Origin of the sequence: Spirillospora sp. NPDC000708, from assembly GCF_040299565.1 — a bacterium.
In the GTDB taxonomy this organism is placed as follows: Bacteria; Actinomycetota; Actinomycetes; order Streptosporangiales; family Streptosporangiaceae; genus Spirillospora.
Genome location: NZ_JBEPCJ010000005.1, coordinates 76413 through 91031 on the forward strand (window position 1 = coordinate 76413; position 14619 = coordinate 91031).

At 69.6% G+C, this 14619-nt stretch carries 19 protein-coding genes and 1 pseudogene; 10 read left to right on the forward strand and 10 right to left on the reverse strand.

What is annotated here, in order from left to right; genetic code table 11:
* The first annotated feature begins 81 nt into the window (after positions 1–81).
* The 3 genes from ABT299_RS05825 to ABT299_RS05835 all read left to right on the forward strand — a co-directional run bounded on the left by ABT299_RS05825 (position 82) and on the right by ABT299_RS05835 (position 2349).
* Positions 82–630 carry an FAD-dependent oxidoreductase gene (locus tag ABT299_RS05825; RefSeq protein WP_500249921.1) on the forward strand — a complete coding sequence of 183 codons (549 nt, stop codon included), beginning with the start codon at positions 82–84 and terminating at the stop codon, positions 628–630.
* A 247-nt stretch (positions 631–877) separates the two neighbouring features.
* Positions 878–1456 (forward strand): hypothetical protein, encoded by a 579-nt coding sequence (locus ABT299_RS05830; RefSeq protein WP_500249922.1) that lies wholly within the window; start codon positions 878–880, stop codon positions 1454–1456.
* 272 nt (positions 1457–1728) lie between these two features.
* Positions 1729–2349 carry a dihydrofolate reductase family protein gene (locus ABT299_RS05835; protein ID WP_500249923.1) on the forward strand — a complete coding sequence of 207 codons (621 nt, stop codon included), beginning with the start codon at positions 1729–1731 and terminating at the stop codon, positions 2347–2349.
* A gap of 339 nt (positions 2350–2688) precedes the next feature.
* Here ABT299_RS05835 and ABT299_RS05840 read toward each other — a convergent pair whose 3' ends face one another.
* The 3 genes from ABT299_RS05840 to ABT299_RS05850 are packed head-to-tail and all read right to left on the reverse strand — an operon-like array spanning position 2689 to position 4039.
* Positions 2689–3426: a hypothetical protein gene (locus ABT299_RS05840; protein ID WP_500249924.1), complete on the reverse strand. Its 738-nt coding sequence runs from the start codon at positions 3424–3426 to the stop codon at positions 2689–2691.
* Positions 3423–3725, reverse strand: coding sequence for a helix-turn-helix domain-containing protein (locus ABT299_RS05845; RefSeq protein ID WP_500249925.1), 303 nt, complete (start codon positions 3723–3725; stop codon positions 3423–3425). Before ABT299_RS05845 ends, ABT299_RS05840 begins: the two co-directional genes overlap by 4 nt.
* Positions 3680–4039, reverse strand: a complete 360-nt coding sequence (locus ABT299_RS05850) for a recombinase family protein (RefSeq protein ID WP_500249926.1) — start codon at positions 4037–4039, stop codon at positions 3680–3682. The genes ABT299_RS05845 and ABT299_RS05850 overlap by 46 nt, the downstream gene beginning before the upstream one ends.
* Before the next feature lie 363 nt (positions 4040–4402).
* Here ABT299_RS05850 and ABT299_RS05855 point away from each other — a divergent pair, with 363 nt between their 5' ends.
* Entirely contained in the window at positions 4403–4591 is a 189-nt protein-coding gene (locus ABT299_RS05855; protein WP_500249927.1) for a hypothetical protein, read from the forward strand.
* Between the two features lie 133 nt (positions 4592–4724).
* Here the strand turns inward: ABT299_RS05855 and ABT299_RS05860 are convergent, their stop codons facing one another.
* The 3 genes from ABT299_RS05860 to ABT299_RS05870 form a co-directional block, all read right to left on the reverse strand.
* Positions 4725–5660, reverse strand: coding sequence for an NAD-dependent epimerase/dehydratase family protein (locus tag ABT299_RS05860; RefSeq protein WP_500249928.1), 936 nt, complete (start codon positions 5658–5660; stop codon positions 4725–4727).
* Between the two features lie 86 nt (positions 5661–5746).
* Positions 5747–6688: an RNA polymerase sigma factor SigJ gene (sigJ, locus tag ABT299_RS05865; protein WP_500249929.1), complete on the reverse strand. Its 942-nt coding sequence runs from the start codon at positions 6686–6688 to the stop codon at positions 5747–5749.
* The gene (locus ABT299_RS05870; protein ID WP_500249930.1) at positions 6679–6876 is read right to left on the reverse strand and encodes a hypothetical protein; all 198 of its coding nucleotides are present in this window, start codon (positions 6874–6876) and stop codon (positions 6679–6681) included. The genes sigJ and ABT299_RS05870 overlap by 10 nt, the downstream gene beginning before the upstream one ends.
* A gap of 222 nt (positions 6877–7098) precedes the next feature.
* Between ABT299_RS05870 and ABT299_RS05875 the strand changes: the two genes are divergently transcribed.
* The 5 genes from ABT299_RS05875 to ABT299_RS05895 all read left to right on the forward strand — a co-directional run bounded on the left by ABT299_RS05875 (position 7099) and on the right by ABT299_RS05895 (position 10356).
* On the forward strand, positions 7099–7668 hold the full coding sequence (locus ABT299_RS05875) for an NAD(P)H-dependent oxidoreductase (protein WP_500249931.1): 570 nt from the start codon (positions 7099–7101) through the stop codon (positions 7666–7668).
* Complete coding sequence (locus ABT299_RS05880; RefSeq protein ID WP_190853751.1) at positions 7665–8105, forward strand: MarR family winged helix-turn-helix transcriptional regulator; 441 nt, start codon at positions 7665–7667, stop codon at positions 8103–8105. Before ABT299_RS05875 ends, ABT299_RS05880 begins: the two co-directional genes overlap by 4 nt.
* 29 nt (positions 8106–8134) lie before the next feature.
* Positions 8135–8905, forward strand: coding sequence for an SDR family NAD(P)-dependent oxidoreductase (locus ABT299_RS05885; RefSeq protein WP_500249932.1), 771 nt, complete (start codon positions 8135–8137; stop codon positions 8903–8905).
* Between the two features lie 316 nt (positions 8906–9221).
* Positions 9222–10169: a TerD family protein gene (locus ABT299_RS05890; RefSeq protein WP_500249933.1), complete on the forward strand. Its 948-nt coding sequence runs from the start codon at positions 9222–9224 to the stop codon at positions 10167–10169.
* A complete protein-coding gene (locus tag ABT299_RS05895; RefSeq protein ID WP_500249934.1) occupies positions 10111–10356 on the forward strand; it encodes a TerD family protein in 246 nt (81 codons plus the stop codon). Before ABT299_RS05890 ends, ABT299_RS05895 begins: the two co-directional genes overlap by 59 nt.
* A gap of 441 nt (positions 10357–10797) precedes the next feature.
* On the opposite strand, the gene ABT299_RS05900 is transcribed toward ABT299_RS05895, so the two are convergent.
* The 4 genes and pseudogenes from ABT299_RS05900 to ABT299_RS05915 form a co-directional block, all read right to left on the reverse strand.
* A complete protein-coding gene (locus tag ABT299_RS05900; RefSeq protein WP_500249935.1) occupies positions 10798–12096 on the reverse strand; it encodes an erythromycin esterase family protein in 1299 nt (432 codons plus the stop codon).
* A gap of 45 nt (positions 12097–12141) precedes the next feature.
* Entirely contained in the window at positions 12142–12798 is a 657-nt protein-coding gene (locus ABT299_RS05905) for a CatB-related O-acetyltransferase (RefSeq protein ID WP_500249936.1), read from the reverse strand.
* A gap of 70 nt (positions 12799–12868) precedes the next feature.
* Positions 12869–13528 (reverse strand): MFS transporter, encoded by a 660-nt coding sequence (locus tag ABT299_RS05910; RefSeq protein WP_500249937.1) that lies wholly within the window; start codon positions 13526–13528, stop codon positions 12869–12871.
* Between the two features lie 169 nt (positions 13529–13697).
* Positions 13698–14003: pseudogene (locus ABT299_RS05915) on the reverse strand (MFS transporter); the annotation flags it as partial.
* A 24-nt stretch (positions 14004–14027) separates the two neighbouring features.
* Here ABT299_RS05915 and ABT299_RS05920 point away from each other — a divergent pair.
* Complete coding sequence (locus tag ABT299_RS05920; protein WP_500250036.1) at positions 14028–14336, forward strand: ATP-binding protein; 309 nt, start codon at positions 14028–14030, stop codon at positions 14334–14336.
* Positions 14337–14619: the final 283 nt, after the last annotated feature.

Genomic DNA, 14619 nt, shown 5'->3' on the forward strand with positions numbered 1-14619 from the left:
TCGTCCTCGGCGCCGGCTATGCCGGGGCCTACACGGCCGGGACCCTGGCCCGCCGGCTGCCCCCGGCGGACACCGAGCACCGTGGTCAACGCCGTGCCGGACTTCGTCCAGCGGCTGCGGCTGCATCAGCTGGCGGCCGGACAGGAGATCGAGGCACCCAAGCTCACCGACGTGTTCGCGGGCACGGGGATCCGGCTGCGCGTCGCCCGCGTCACCGCCGTCGACCCCGAGCGCCGAACCGTCACCGTGGCCGACGCCTACGGCGGTGGCGAACTGGGCTACGACACGCTCCTGTACGCGCTCGGCAGCCGCGGCGCCGACCACGGTGTCCCGGGCGCGGCCGAGCACGCCTTCGACGTCGCCGACAGGCCCTCCGCACTGCGCCTCCGCGAGCGCCTGGACGGCCTGGCCAGGCGGGGCGAAGGCGGCCGCGTGCTGGTCGTCGGCGACGGCCTGACCGGAATCGAGACCGCCACCGAGATCGCCGAGTCCGCGAGCCAGCAGCACCTCCACCGGGCCCGGCGCGAATCGCGACCGTGCGCGACATCGCCGCCCCCCGCCCGCCTGGCCCGCCTCACCGAAACCTGGCGGCGGCACAAGCCGGACACGCCGCCCATCGACCGATGGTGACGCGCCCGCGTTCATAGGCGCCCGGTGTGGAATACCGCGTCGCGCCGGCCATCACACTGCGGGTTTCGTGTTCACGAGTCGTCGCAATCGAATGGAGGCCTGAAACACCCTTTGGTGAACAAGTCCTGGGCTGCGGACCGACGACTTCAAACACGGGTGATTGTAAAAAATGCCCGCCGTTGACCTGCACTAACCCCGCCGATGAGAGTAAGATCGTTCACTGCCTGGAGAGAAAGGCGATAGTCGCATGCGTCAGGCATCCGGTGATCTCATTCTGCGGAAGGATTCGAGGGCAGGATGGAGCAGGCTGCTCCTCCTGCTGGTACCTGCCGCGGGTTTGACCGCACGCGCCTACCTCACCGAGGGCTGGGAATGGGCTTTGGGTACGGCGGTCGCAGGCACCTCAATCCTCCTCGTGGCGGCTTGGGGTGTGCATCGCTCAAGAATCATGCTGACGGCAGACGAGATCCTCGTGAGAGGGTTGGTCTTGCGACGGCACCGGGCACGGACGCATGCCACCAAAGTGGTACGCGCGCGAGTCCTCGGACCCAAGAACACTTCCGTCGACACTCTGTTCGTGCTGGATGCGCGAGACAAAGTCCTCCTGAGGATCTATGGGTCCGGATATCGGACCAGGGACTTGGACCGGCTGGTCGACGCCCTCGGACTACCGGAAAGCGGCCCCATCGATCCCGTGACGGTACCGGAACTTGAAACCGAGTATCCAGGCCTGGTGTCATGGGCCGTAAAGAACCAGTATGAGGTTGGAATCACAGCCGCCGGCGCCGTCCTTGTCGCTTTGGCCGCTGTCGTCTTCGCGCTCTAAGGCGGCCCGCGGCCGGTGAACGCGCCGAGCGGGTCAAACGAGCTGCCACGGCCGGGCGGGCCAAGACCACGGCGGCGCAGTGCGGCGCGGCGATCGGCGCTGCGGGCGCCGCGGCCGCCTCACGATGTTGCCAGAAACAGCATGGTCTTCCGGACGGACAGGAGCAACCCATCTCCATGCCATCCGGAGAAGGCCGCTCAATTGCGGCCGCGCTGTTGCCGTTTCGGCACGCATGGTTGCCCCGGCACGTCCGGTGCGCCCACGATGGGCGCATGAGGCTGACGACGATGACGCAGATCACCGTGGACGGTGTGATGCAGGGCAACGGTCACGCGACGCCCGAGGAACTGGCGAGCGGATTCACCCGCGACGGCTGGGCGCTCGGAGCATTCGCCGATGACACTGGCGAAATGATCACCGCCACCTATCAGCGAGCGGATGCGTTCCTGTTCGGGCGGCGCACCTACGAGATGTTCGCCGAGACCTGGGGCACCCGGCCGGAAATGCGGGCGCACCCCATCGGGGTCGCGCTCAACGGCGCACAGAAGTACGTCGCGTCCAACAGTCTCCGGCAACCGTCGTGGGGACCCGTCACGCTGCTGCCCGGAGACGCGACCGCGGCGATCAAGGAACTGAAGGAATCGTCATCGGGCGAGATCCAGGTGCACGGAAGCGCGACCCTGATCCGCTCACTGCTCGCTGCCGGCCTCATCGACGAACTGACGCTGCTGGTCGTTCCCGTGCTCCTCGGACAGGGCATGCGGCTGTTCCCAGACGACGGCCCCGCCTCCGCGCTCGAGGTCATCAGCTCCCACACCGACGCAAGAGGCGTCGGTGTGCACGTGTACCGGCCGGCCGGACAACCGGAGCTCCACCCGGCGCGACCGACGTAGACAGACCCGGCCCGGGCCGGTGGCCGGGTGGCGTTGGTGGCCATTGGCGCGCCTTCAGCCGCCGCGGCGGGCGCTTTACAGCTCGCCCTCGGCCTGGTCGATCATGCTCTTGGGCGCACTGATCAGGTCCATCGCGCGGATGCGGGCGTCGTCGGCGCCGGGGACAGTGCGCCGCCCAGCGGCCGCCAGTCCGATCGCAGCCAGTCCGCGGCGTCACTCAGCCCGGTGCAGGCGTTGTTCAACTCGCCCAGCGCGCTGTCATGATGCCGTTCCATGTCGGCAACTCGTGCTCTTCCATTGCGCGGGTCCTTCCATAGCGGGTGGAGGGGGCGGTGCCGGTCAGGAGCCGAGGGCGGTCTCGGCGACGGTCTCGGCGACCTCGGCCCACCGGCGCCGCCGGGCGACCTCGACGCTGGCGCCGGGGTCCACGTCGTCGCCCGCGGCGATGGCCTGGGCGACGTCATCGGCCTCGCCGCGCTGCCGGTGCGCGAACTCCCGCAACGCCTCGGTGAGGACGAACGAGGTGTCGGCATCGTTCAGGTCGACCCCGGGCAGCACCGCGCCGTCGGCGGCCTTAGGCGCGTCCTGGACGGCGGTCCCGGCCCCGGTATCGGCCCTGGTGGTGGCGGTCGTCGTGTCGTCGGCGGCCCGGGCGAGCGCCTCGGCATAGGCCTCGGTGGACATCCCGATGGGGCCGCCGGGCTCGCGGGCATTGAGCTGGCGCTGGCCTGCGGCCCACGCCCAGTACTCGGCGCGGGCCAGCGCCGGGTCAATGCCGATCGCCCCGGCCACGTCCTGCCAGGACAGCCCGGCCCGCACCGCGTGTTCCACGTTGGCGGGGTGGTGGTAGTGCTTGGCGATCGCGCGCCCGTAAGCCAGCAGCTCGGACCACTCAGCGGCCGTCAGCGGCTCGGCGTCCAGCACGCCGTGCCGCTCCGGGTCGTACTCGCCGCGCTCGCGCAGCAACTCCACCGACCGCACGTCCAGCACCCGCCGGTTCAGCTCGTCATAGCGTTCCCGCAGCTCCACGATGTTGTACGGCACGTCGGTCCACCGGGTCATCGCTTTGTCGGTCATGCGCTCTCTCCATGAGAGCCGGCGGCGGGCTTGGCCGAGGTGCCGGGGTCAAAGTGCCGGTAGATGGTCGCGCGCGCCACGCCGAAGGTGTCGGCGATCTGCTGGACGGTGTAGCGGCGCTTGCCGTCCTCGCCGCGCTCGGCGTACATCTCGCGGGCCTTGGCGATCTGCAACTCGGTCATCGCGGCGGGCCGGCCGCCGACCCGGCCGCGGGCGCGCGCGGCGGCCAGACCCTCGAAGGTGGACTCGCGGATCAGGTCCCGCTGGAACTCCTCCAGCACGGCGATGACGTGGAACAACAGCTTGCCCCGCGGAGTGGTGGTGTCGATGTGCTGCTGAACACGATCAGGTCGATCCCGCAGGCCTGCAGCGTCTCGGTGAAGTCGATGATCTGGCGGACGTTGCGCGCCACCCGGGCGAACCGCGTGATCACCATGACGTCCCCGGCGCGGGCGTACTCCAGCGCCTTCTCCAGCTCGGGCCGCCGGTCGAGACGACTGGAGACCTTCTCGATGAAGATCTTGTCGCACCCGGCCTCGTTCAACGCGTCGCGCTGGGAGTCGGGGCTCTGGTCCCGGGTGCTCACCCGGCCGTACCCGATCAGCTCTCCCATCAGCGATGCACCCCGTCGGGGCGGAGGAGGGGCAGGGTGACCAACACCAGACCAACGCCGCGGCGTTACTCGCGGACCGTCTCGAAAACGAACGTTCCCGGACGCGCACTCTTAGCGGCACCCAGCGGCGGAGGGGCCCGCACGAAGCGGCCTTGAGTCTCTCTGGCCGCGTTGTGAAGAAGGTGTGCGGGTGTGATTCTCCGGGCGCCGGTAGAGGCCGATCTGACGGCTGCCTGTGCGCAGACTGTGAACTGCGGAACGGCTCAGCGGGCCGATGTCGGAAAAGGCAACGGCCCCTGGTTGATGCGCAGCGCCAGGAGCCGGCCATGAACCCGAGTCCATCGCCTGGAAGTCGAGCCTGCTATGAGCCTACGTCCGGTCTTGGAGGGCGCACAGCCGCCCGAGCACGTGTCGATCGGCGCCCCGGCCCTGCTGATCACGTTCATCCTGATCGTGGTCGCCGTCGCGGCCTACAGAGATCCCAAGCTTGCAACGGCGATCGGAGCGGCGTGTGCGGTCGGCGCTCTGCTGGTCATCGTTCTCGCGGTGTGACGGCCCGCCGCCAGGGAGTGGACGCGGTGGCAGGGCGTGTGCGGCCCGTGCGTCGTCCTCGTGCGCGGCGCGCGGCCGCCGGGTGCGCGTCGGATCGGGCCCGGCGGCCGGGGCGGCGATGGCGCTCAGCAGGTCACGTCCCCACCTGGAGTCCTTGGCGCCAGCTGGGGTGGGACGGAGTCCAGCCCAGTTCGCGCTTGGCCTTGGCGTTGGACGCGCCGCGCAGTTCGGTCATGAGCACGACGCCGGCGGGACCGGCGGCCAGCCGTCCGATGAACCGGGGCACGCGCATCGGCTTCTTGGCGCCGAGCATCGCGGCCAATTCCGGCAGCCACTGGGCGACCGGGGCGGGGTCGTCATCGACGATGTTGTAGACACCGCGGCCGCCGTTCTCCACCGCCGCCACCGTGGCGTCGGCGGCGTCGGCGATGTGGACGAACGACCACACCCCGCCGCCGTCGCCGACGACCGGGAACTTGCGCTTGCGGATCATCTCCAGCTGCTCCGAGCCCGGCGCCATGGACGTGCCGGGTCCGTAGAACGCGCCGTACCGCAGCACGATCCCCTCGATCCCGTCGGCGCCCAGCACGGCCTTCTCCATGTACTCGACCGCGGCGATCATCGACGCCATCTGGGCGACCGGTGAGCGGTCCAGGGGGTCCTCTTCGGTCTTGGCCGGGCCGCCGGTCCGGGCGTAGGTGAACGCGCCGTTGCTCTGGGCGATGAACCGTCGTACTCCGGTGTCGCGCGCGGCGGCGAGCAGGTTGTCGGTGCCCTCGATCCGCAGCCGGTCGGTGGCGGCGAAGCTGCGTTCGAAGTGGCGGGTGTCGATATGCCCGATGGCGGTCAGCTGGTTGACGATCACCTCCGGGTCCGCCTCCCGGACGGCCTTCCCGACCTGGGCGCTGTCGAGCGCGTCGGCGATGACCGGCACCGCGCCCATCCTCGTGACCGCGTCCTTGCCGGATTCACTGCGGACCATGGCGAACACCTCGTGCCCCGCGCCGACCAGACGCGGCAGCAGCTCCTTGCCCATCGCTCCGGTCGCTCCTGCCACCAGCACTCTCATCATCGGCTCCTTCGCTCTCCGGTTCGGATTCGCCACTTGAACCGGATGGCCCGCCGATTGCTGACAGGAGCTAGATGTGAACCACGTCACACCACCAGCAGAGGCCGGCCATGGTCGGTTGCCGCCCACTGCTCGGTCGCGCGTTCGAGCTTGTCAGGGTTCGCCTGGGTCCTGCAGGCGGTGATGCCCTCGGCGGTGACCTCCAGGCACATGATGGCGACGACCCGGCCCTCCACGACGGCCACCACGGCGGGTTCGCCGTTGGCGGCCCAGGCGTAGATCTCGGACGAGCCGCCGACGATGGCGCGCTTGGCCTCGGCGGGCTTGAACAGGGCCCGCATGAACTGCGCGACCGCGGCGGCCCCCTCGAACGCCCTGGTGCGGGCCGGGACCTTCCCACCGCCATCGCCGACCGAGACGGCGTCCTTGGTGAGCAGGCGTACGAGCTCACCGGTCTGGCCGCTGGTGGCGGCCGCGAGGAACTCCTCGACGACCCGGAAGGCGGACGCCTCGTCGACCTCCCGGCGGGCCTTGCCGTGCGCGACGTGCTTCTTGGCACGGTGAAAGATCTGCTGGCTGGCGGCCTCGGTGATGTCGAGGATCTCGGCGATCTCCCGGTGCGGGTAGTCGAACGCCTCCCGCAGCACGTAGACGGCCCGTTCGCTCGGGGACAGGCGCTCCATGAGGGTGAGGACCGCGTACGACACCGATTCGCGCTGCTCGGCGGTGTCGGCCGGGCCGAGCATCGGGTCCCCCGCGAGCAGCGGCTCGGGGAGCCACCGGCCGACATAGGTCTCGCGGCGGGCCCGGGCGGAGGCGAGCTGGTTGAGGCACAGGTTGGTGAGCACCTTCGTCAACCAGGCCTCCGGAACCTCGACGCGGTCGACGTCGGCGGCCTGCCAGCGCAGGAACGTCTCCTGGACGACGTCCTGCGCCTCGTAGGCGGAGCCGAGGAGGCGGTAGGCGATGGCCTCCAGACGGGGCCTCGCCATCTCGAAGCGGTCGACGTCCTGCACCGTCAGAGGCATGACCTGATCCTAATCAGCGACACGATCACACCCAGCTCGTAGCAGGCCCGCACGATGATGCCATCGGCGTCGACGACCGCCTCCAGCCAGCCGTCCGACACCACGCCCTTGATCGGGACGTTCTCAGCCGCGTCGTAGTGGCGGGTGGTGTTGGGGGTGTCGCACGGCTGGAGGAGGGCAGGCGGCACGCCGCTCCGCCACCAGGCTCGCAGTGTCGTACAACGATCCGTTGCGCCCGGACCGGGCGGGCGGTTACGTGAACCACGGGGTGTGTGCGGGGCGCTGAGCGGCATTGGCGAGGTGGCGCCGGGCGGCGCGCATTGAGGTGGGAGCTGGAATCGGTCCCGCAGCGCTGGGCTGAGGCCGCAACGATTCGCCAAACTATATGCCCGGCTATATGATTGCCGGCTATGGAAATCATTGACGTGTTCGGCATCTGCGGGAGTGTGCGGGCGGGGTCGGTGAACCGGGCGCTGCTGCTGGCCGCACAAGAACTGGCCGACGCCCCCCTGCGGGTGGAGGCATGGGAAGGCAACGCGGAGGTTCCCCGCGTCGACGCGACCATGGGACGTCCGTTCCCGCCGGGCGTCGCGGCCTTGCGAGACCGGGTCGCGGCGGCCGATGTGCTGCTGCTGGTGACGCCGGAACTGAACCGCGGCATTCCCGGCAATATGAAGGACGTCGTCGACTGGCTGGGAATCCTCGCACCGCCTCGCCCGCTGGCCGGCAAGCGCGTCGTGCTGATGAGCGCCTCACCGAACCGCTTCGGCGGCGCGTTCGCCCAGTTGCAGCTTGCCGACCTGCTCCGGCGGTCCGGCGCCGAGATCCTGTCCGACCTCGACGTCGCGGTCGGCTACGCCCACCGTCACGTCGACGACCACGGTGTCCTGGTGAGCGCGGACCCGCGACGCGAGATCTCCGAGCTGTGGCAGCGCGTCCTCGCCCGAGTCCAAAGCGATCGGCAGGTAGTCCAGGTATGACCACCGGGCGTCAGATCGCCGCCGATATCGGGCCGGTCGGTTACGCGCTCGCCCGCGCCACCCGGGCGCACCGCTCGGTGTTGCAGCGCCGGATGGCGCAACTGGGCCTGCACCTGGGCCAGGAGCTCCTCATCGTCGACATCCACCACAACCCCGACACCACCCAGGCCGAACTCGTCGAGCGGATCGGCCTCGAACAGCCCACCATCGCCAAGGCGCTCACCAGGATGGAACGGACCGGGTTCATCCAGCGCACCACCGACCCCGGCGACCGCCGCGTCACCCGCCTGCGGCTGACCGAACGCGGTGCGGCCGTCGTGGACGCCGTGACCGCCGCATGGGCGGACACAGAGGCCCAGGCCACCGCCGGGCTGACCGACGCCGAGGCCCAGCAGCTCGCCCGCCTGCTGACCGCCCTCCGCGACAACCTCGAATAACCCCACTGACCGAGACAGAACATCAGGAGATGAACGTGGACCTCGGCCTGGCAGGAAAGGTCGTGCTGGTGACCGGCGCCAGCTCGGCGATCGGCAGAGCCACCGCATTGGCGTTCGCCGAGGAAAAGGCGCACATCGCCGTCGGCTACCACTCCAACGCCCAAGCCGCCGGCGAGACGGTGGCCCTGGCCGAAAAGCGCGGCGCCCGCGCGATCTGCTGGCAACTCGACCTCGGCCGGCCCGACTCGCTGGAGGCCGCGGTCGAGCACGCCCGCGATGAACTCGGGCCGATCGACGTCCTGGTCAACAACGCCGTCCGCTGGCCGGACCGGCCCAAGCCCGACGAACTGTTCGAAACCGCACCCCCGCAGCGATTCACCGCCTCGATGAGCGCCAACCTCATCGGCCCCTACCTACTCGCCCGCGCGGTCGTCGCCGACATGCGCGCCCGCAGCTGGGGCCGCATCGTCAACGTCTCCACCGGCCTGGTCGAGGACGGCTTCCCCGGCAACGTCTCCTACATCGCCGCCAAGGCGGGACTGCACGGCCTCACCCGCGTCATGTCCCGAGAACTGGCCGCCTCCGGCATCCTCACAAACGTCGTCATGCCCGGCTTCACACCTGCGGACAAACCCATGCCACCCGAACTCATCGAACAGGCCGGGAGCGCTGCGGCGACCCGCAGAGTCACCCACCCCGACGACGTCGCCCGAATGATCGTCTTTCTCTGCTCGACCGCGAACACCAACACCACCGGCGAAGCCATCAGAACCGACGGCCACTTCCTCAGCCCAGGCTGACCCACCCACAGTCCCAAGACCGACACGGGCGGCGACCAGCCTCGGAATGAAAAGTCTCGGCAGGCGGTCACCAGCAGCGGACCGCCGAGGCGGCGCACTGGTGGCAGGCACTGCTGGCCAACGATGAAGCGACCGTGTGCGAAGCGGTGAACACCGCGTTCGCCGACAACCCCGCCGCCGGCTGCGCCGTCGGCGTCAGGACCGGATCCTGTCGGTGGTGATACGCCAGCCGGACCTGGACTCCCTGCCCGACCAGACCCCAGCCATGACGCCCGCCGGGCGGCCCACGTTGAAGTAGCTGACCCAGCGCGACCGCATGCTGTGGTGGCTGACCACCCTCGGCTCCAACATCATCGCCACCCTCAAAGAGGCCTTCGCCACCGCACCAGCCCTCACCGCCATCGACCTGGCCGCCCTCACCCGCATCCCCGACACCCAACGGCTCGGCATCATCGCCTACGGCCGCTGGACCCGCCACGCCGTCGAAACCACCCCCTGGAGCCGGCCGCAAGACGCGCTGCGGTTCCTGGACATCGGGCAGGAGGTGGCCTGCTCGATCACCACCACCGCGTCCGGCAACCTGTCCACCAAGGTCAAGCCACTGGACACCGACAAGGTGACAGGACTGCGCACCCTGCTGGAAAGCCTCCAAGACGAGGCCGAACCCGCCGCCGCGTCCCTGGCGCGCATCGACACCGACATGGCCGCCGCTCCGGCACCGCAGGCGCCCGCCGACCCCTACCAGCTCACGCCCTTCGACCAGTGGCATCAGTGGAAGCAGCAGACGGCGCCACCACCGCCCCACCCGCAGCCCTCCCCCATGCCGTCCGCGCCGAGCCCCCTGCTGCCTCCCGCACAACCACAGCCTCCAGCGCCGCAAGCTCAAGCGCCGCAGCTACCCGCGCCGCAGCCGCCGACGGCGCTGGTGCCAGGGCAGACGGTGGTGCTGCCGGAAGCCGCTCACCAAGGGCTACTGGTCACGTTCGGCTTCACCGGCCCGGACGCCGACCTGACCCTGCTGCTCATCGGCGAGAACGGCCTCGTCGCCGGTGACGAGGACTTCGTGTTCTACAACCAGCCCACCGCGGCGGGCGGAGCCGCCCGCCTGCTCGGCAAACACACCATCGCCCCACAGACCGTTGAACGAGCCGCTCTGCACCTGGCACCTGCCACCCCACATCCACCGCATGGTGGTCTCGGTCAACATGGACGCCGACACCGGCCTCACCTGCGCAGCCCTCACCAACGCCTACCTCGAAACTAACTGCATCACCGGCGCTGCATGGCACTTCCCCGTGCCCGCCGACCCCACCATCAAGGCCATGGTCATGGCCGAGTTCTACCGGCACACCGCCAACGGCGCCCCGGTGAGGAAGCTGCGCGCCGTAGGCCAAGGCTGGTCCGACGGCCTGGACGGACTGGCCCGCGCCTACGGCGTCCAGGTCGACTGACAACCCAGTCAGATCAGCGCCGTGCCTCGGATCTCGATGCCCCAGGGCGCCCACGGATCGATCGTCGCCAGGTCGTCCACGACGAAGGCGACTGTGCTGCCTTGCTCGATGTTGCAGAACTTCTTCGTCCTGCCCAGTGCGCCGCCGCCGATGACGATCGTGCCGGTGGCCCCTCAGTGGTTCGTGGCGGCCGCGGCGAGTGTTCGCCAGTAGGTCTGCTTGGGCGCAAGCAGCCTCTCGATAGTCGCTTCCCGTTCGGGACAGGTCGTTCCCCGGACAGGTGCCGCTGGTCGGCCATGACGCCGTGTTCGGTGTCGGCGGGACACCGGTCAAGAAGACCTTGGACGGTCGCTGAAACTTCAGGGCATGCCGCCCACCGGAGCGGCGGGCCCTGGAACGGTTCCCGCCCCGGGGACACCTGGTTCCACGGAGAGGGGTTGCTCAGCTTTCGATGTCGTCGGCCGCGGTGGAGGTCGGGGTGTTGAGGACGCCGTCGAACGCGTCGAGGACGGGTGTGTGCAGGTAGGTGCTCTGCATCCGGATGCGGTCGGGGCCCGGGGCGAGACGGGCGGTGTCGGGGCCCTCGCGGCGCGTCCAGCGAAGGTCGGCGATCGCGGGCTGCCCGAGGCCGGCCTCGGCGAAGGCGGCTTCGATGCTTCCCTGTTCGGGCGGTTGTAGTGCGGTGTGGTCGATGGTGAAGCCGAAGCGCGCGTTCTCGTCGCGGCGCATCTCCGCGGTGTGCCCGGTCGTGCTGGTCAAGCCGAGGGCGAAGTAGTCGTCGCCGAGAGCGCTGTGCAGGTGCAGTCCCATTGGTAGCCCGGTGAGATGGCCGTCGAAGGAGACCGGCGTCTTCTGGATGTGCGCGTTGTGGGCCACGAGCACGATGCGGGCTCCAGGGTCGAAGTGCTCCAGGTGCCAGAGGACCGATCCGGCCATGTAGAGGTCGCGCGCGGAGGTGTCGGCGGTCAGGCCGTTTCCGGCGAAGAGGCCGGCCATGGCGCGGAAGGTGTAATCGGCGTGGCAGGCGCCTTCGAGGCGGCGCAGGGCGATGTCGTAGCTCTGCTGGTCGCCGCGGGAAACGTACAGGGGCTGGAGGGAGCGGAACCGGATGAGCAACCGTGCCAGACCCGCGCTGAGGGCGTCCTGCTCGGCGGTGGGCAAGCGCGCCCACGCGGGCGCGGCCACAGCGCCGGAGCCACCGGCGAACGTTTCCGCGATCCGCATCGTCGTCTGGACGGTCGGCAGGGTTTCGGGGTCGATCCGGCGCAGGTAATCGGCGACCGGGGCCAGGGCGGGAAGCAGCGACCCGCCGGCCGCCGGAATGTCGATCCCGGCGAAACGCACCGCGCGCGATGCCGTGCGGTTGTACCTGCGGACCCAGCGCAGTGGCTCGGCGACTCCGACGGGGATGGTCCCGGCGAGGTGGGCCGACAGGTCGTCGTCGGTGCCTTCGCCTTGGGCCCAGGCGTCGAGGGGGAAGCCTTCGCTGAAGCCGTACTCGAAGGCCAGGACGGTGAAACCGCAGCGTTCGACCAGGAACCGCACGATCCGCCGGCGCATGAGCGCGAACTCGTTGATGAAGTGGGAGTGCTCGCCGATCGCGACGACGCGTGCATCGCCGATGATGCCGCGCAGCGGCTCCAGGTCGTCGAGCGGAGCGTCAGGGTCGAGGTGGGTGAGCGGGACGGCGTGGTCCCCGAGCCAGTCGGCGAACGGGTTCGGGTGGGATGAGGCGGACATGCTGAGAAGCTCGATTCTGACGTGCTGGATGGGCGGGAGGACGGGTCAGCGCATGCGAGGCGGCGTGGGGGCTGCCTTCTCCAGGTCCTCGATGCCGCCGGACATGATCGTGCGCAGATGCTCGGTGATGTGTGGCAGTGGCCAGTCCCACCAGGCCAGTGCCAGGAGGCGGTCGATGTCCTCGTCGGGGTAGCGGCGGCGCAGGAGCTTGGCCGGGTTGCCGCCGACGATGCCGTAGTCGGGCACATCACGCGTGACCACCGCGCCGGTCGCGATGATGGCCCCGTGCCCGATCCGGACACCGGGCATCACGGTCGCGCCGTTGCCGAACCACACGTCGTTGCCCACCACGGTGTCGCCGGGGTTCGGCAGTCCGGTGAGCAGATCGAAGTGCTCGGCCCAGGAGCCGCCCATGGTGGGGAAGGGGAACGTGGACGGACCGTCCATGCGGTGGTTGGCGCCGTTCATGATGAAACGCGTGCCCGTGCCCAGTGCGCAGAACTTCCCGAGGACGAGCCGCTCGGGCCCGTAGTGGTAAAGCACGTTGCGGGTCTCGAACGCGGTGGGGTCGTCCGGGTCGTCGTAGTAGGAGAACTCACCGACCTCGATCAGCGGGGACTTCACCAGCGGCTTGAGCAGCACCACCCGTGGCTGTTCCGGCATGGGATGCAGGACGGTCGGGTCGGCCGGTACGGGGAGCATCGTGGAAATGGTTCCTCTCGGTCTGGCCGGCAGGCGTCACTATTGCGACATGCGTCGCTTTAGCATGTTCTCACAGTCCAGACTGTTGATCCACTGCTCGGCACGGCGCGCCGAACTCGGCGATCCTGGCCACGAGGCGTTCACCATGGAGGGCGTCGCGGCCTGCGCGGACGACGCGGTGCTCCTGGCCGGCCACAGGCCGGTGAGCACGGCCGTCGCCAGGGTGACGACGCCCCGCCACGACGAAGGCGCTGTCGAGCCCCTGCTCGAAGGAGGCGCCGCCGGACCGCCGGGTGCGGACGACGGCCCCGAGCACCGCCACGCCGAGGACCGCGCCGATCTGCCGGGTGGTGCTGCTGACGCCCGACGCCAGGCCGCCCTCCTGCGGGCTGACCGACTGGATGGCGGCGCCGGTCAGCGGGGACATGGCCAGGGCGAAACCGATGCCGACGACAGCCAGCCGCCACCACACGTTCGTGTAGCCGGTGTCGGCGTGCACGAAGCCCAGGGCCAGCAGTCCCAGCCCGGCCGGCGTCAGCCCGATGGTGACCATGATCCGGAAGCCGTACCGGGCGGCGAGCCGTCCCGCGAACGGGCTGACGACGACCATCGCGAGCGTGGCGGGCAGGGTCTGAACCCCGGGTCGCAGGATCGAGCCGCCCTGGACGTAGACGAAGAACTGGGAGAAGAAGAAGGACGAGCCCATGAGCGCGAAACCGACCACGATCATCGCGGTGTCGGAGACCGTGAACAGCCGTTGCCGGAAGAGCCGCAAGGGCAGCATCGGTGCCGAGACCCGCCCTTCGGTCACCACGAAGGCGGCGAGGATGACGGCTGAGTCCGGCCCACAGCCCGATCGCTCTGACCCGCTCCTGCGAAACCGGATACGCGGCGGCGAGCAGGCTCAGCGAGGCCGGGCTCAGCGCCGCGTCCCCGATGCCCTGCAGGACCCGCCCGGCGATCAGCCAGCCGATCGTGGGCGCGGCCGAGCACACCACGGACGCGGCGGTGAACACCACAACACCGGCCAGGAACAGCTTCTTGCGGCCGAAGCGGTCGGCGAAAACGCCGCGGGACAGCAACAGCATGGCGACCAGCAGCACGTAGGCGTCGACGATCCATTGCAGCCCCGTCAACTGGGTGTGCAGCCGCTGCTGCATGTCGGGCAGCGCCGCACCGACGATCGTGTTGTCGAGCAGCACCATGAACTGCCCCAGGCAGCGTTGATCGTGTGGGGGCTCACCGACGCCCAGACCGTGGACGTTGAGTTGGTGGTGTCGGCGCTGGTGACGAACGCGGTCAACCAGGCGCGACACGAGAAGTCCAGAGTGCGGATCTGCGAAGAGACCCCCGGCACGCTCACCATCGAGGTCTGGGACCCCGTCCTGGCGCCGCCGTACCGCAAGTTTCCGAGCCGCTATGCCGAGACCGGGCGTGGACTGCTCATCGTGGAGGCGCTCGCCGCCCACTACGGCTGGCGTCCGGCTGACGGTGGCGAATGGGTCTTCGCCGTTGTGGAGGTACCCCCGTATGTCTGACAGCTCCGCGCTCGTCGCAGGCGAAACCCTGATCTCGGTCCCGGCCGCTCTGGAGATCGCCCATGGTGCTTACGAGCAGGCGATGGTGCAGCACGGCCTGTTGCCTGACTCCATCAAGACCATCCGGGCGATGGCCGAAAACAACGTCCAGGAGTTGGGACCGAGGAGTGGCCCTCACAAAGACGCCTCCGGACCGCGCTCGGGGGTCTCTGTCCGGCCCCGGCGCCCCGGCGCTGCTCGGAGGGCACCAACGGACGCAACGGCAAGGAGAGGAGGGAGGGTT

What these genes read in the sequence shown, in the direction of transcription:
- ABT299_RS05880 (WP_190853751.1), top strand. Translation starts at nt 7,665, where the DNA reads ATGACCACCGGGCGTCAGATCGCCGCCGATATCGGGCCGGTCGGTTAC.
- ABT299_RS05895 (WP_500249934.1), top strand. Translation starts at nt 10,111, where the DNA reads ATGGACGCCGACACCGGCCTCACCTGCGCAGCCCTCACCAACGCCTAC.
- ABT299_RS05910 (WP_500249937.1), bottom strand. Translation starts at nt 13,528, where the DNA reads ATGATCGTGGTCGGTTTCGCGCTCATGGGCTCGTCCTTCTTCTTCTCC.
- ABT299_RS05830 (WP_500249922.1), top strand. Translation starts at nt 878, where the DNA reads ATGCGTCAGGCATCCGGTGATCTCATTCTGCGGAAGGATTCGAGGGCA.
- ABT299_RS05850 (WP_500249926.1), bottom strand. Translation starts at nt 4,039, where the DNA reads ATGGGAGAGCTGATCGGGTACGGCCGGGTGAGCACCCGGGACCAGAGC.
- ABT299_RS05835 (WP_500249923.1), top strand. Translation starts at nt 1,729, where the DNA reads ATGAGGCTGACGACGATGACGCAGATCACCGTGGACGGTGTGATGCAG.
- ABT299_RS05860 (WP_500249928.1), bottom strand. Translation starts at nt 5,660, where the DNA reads ATGAGAGTGCTGGTGGCAGGAGCGACCGGAGCGATGGGCAAGGAGCTG.
- ABT299_RS05890 (WP_500249933.1), top strand. Translation starts at nt 9,222, where the DNA reads ATGCTGTGGTGGCTGACCACCCTCGGCTCCAACATCATCGCCACCCTC.
- ABT299_RS05905 (WP_500249936.1), bottom strand. Translation starts at nt 12,798, where the DNA reads ATGCTCCCCGTACCGGCCGACCCGACCGTCCTGCATCCCATGCCGGAA.
- ABT299_RS05855 (WP_500249927.1), top strand. Translation starts at nt 4,403, where the DNA reads ATGAGCCTACGTCCGGTCTTGGAGGGCGCACAGCCGCCCGAGCACGTG.
- ABT299_RS05875 (WP_500249931.1), top strand. Translation starts at nt 7,099, where the DNA reads ATGGAAATCATTGACGTGTTCGGCATCTGCGGGAGTGTGCGGGCGGGG.
- ABT299_RS05885 (WP_500249932.1), top strand. Translation starts at nt 8,135, where the DNA reads ATGAACGTGGACCTCGGCCTGGCAGGAAAGGTCGTGCTGGTGACCGGC.
- sigJ (WP_500249929.1), bottom strand. Translation starts at nt 6,688, where the DNA reads ATGCCTCTGACGGTGCAGGACGTCGACCGCTTCGAGATGGCGAGGCCC.
- ABT299_RS05840 (WP_500249924.1), bottom strand. Translation starts at nt 3,426, where the DNA reads ATGACCGACAAAGCGATGACCCGGTGGACCGACGTGCCGTACAACATC.
- ABT299_RS05900 (WP_500249935.1), bottom strand. Translation starts at nt 12,096, where the DNA reads ATGTCCGCCTCATCCCACCCGAACCCGTTCGCCGACTGGCTCGGGGAC.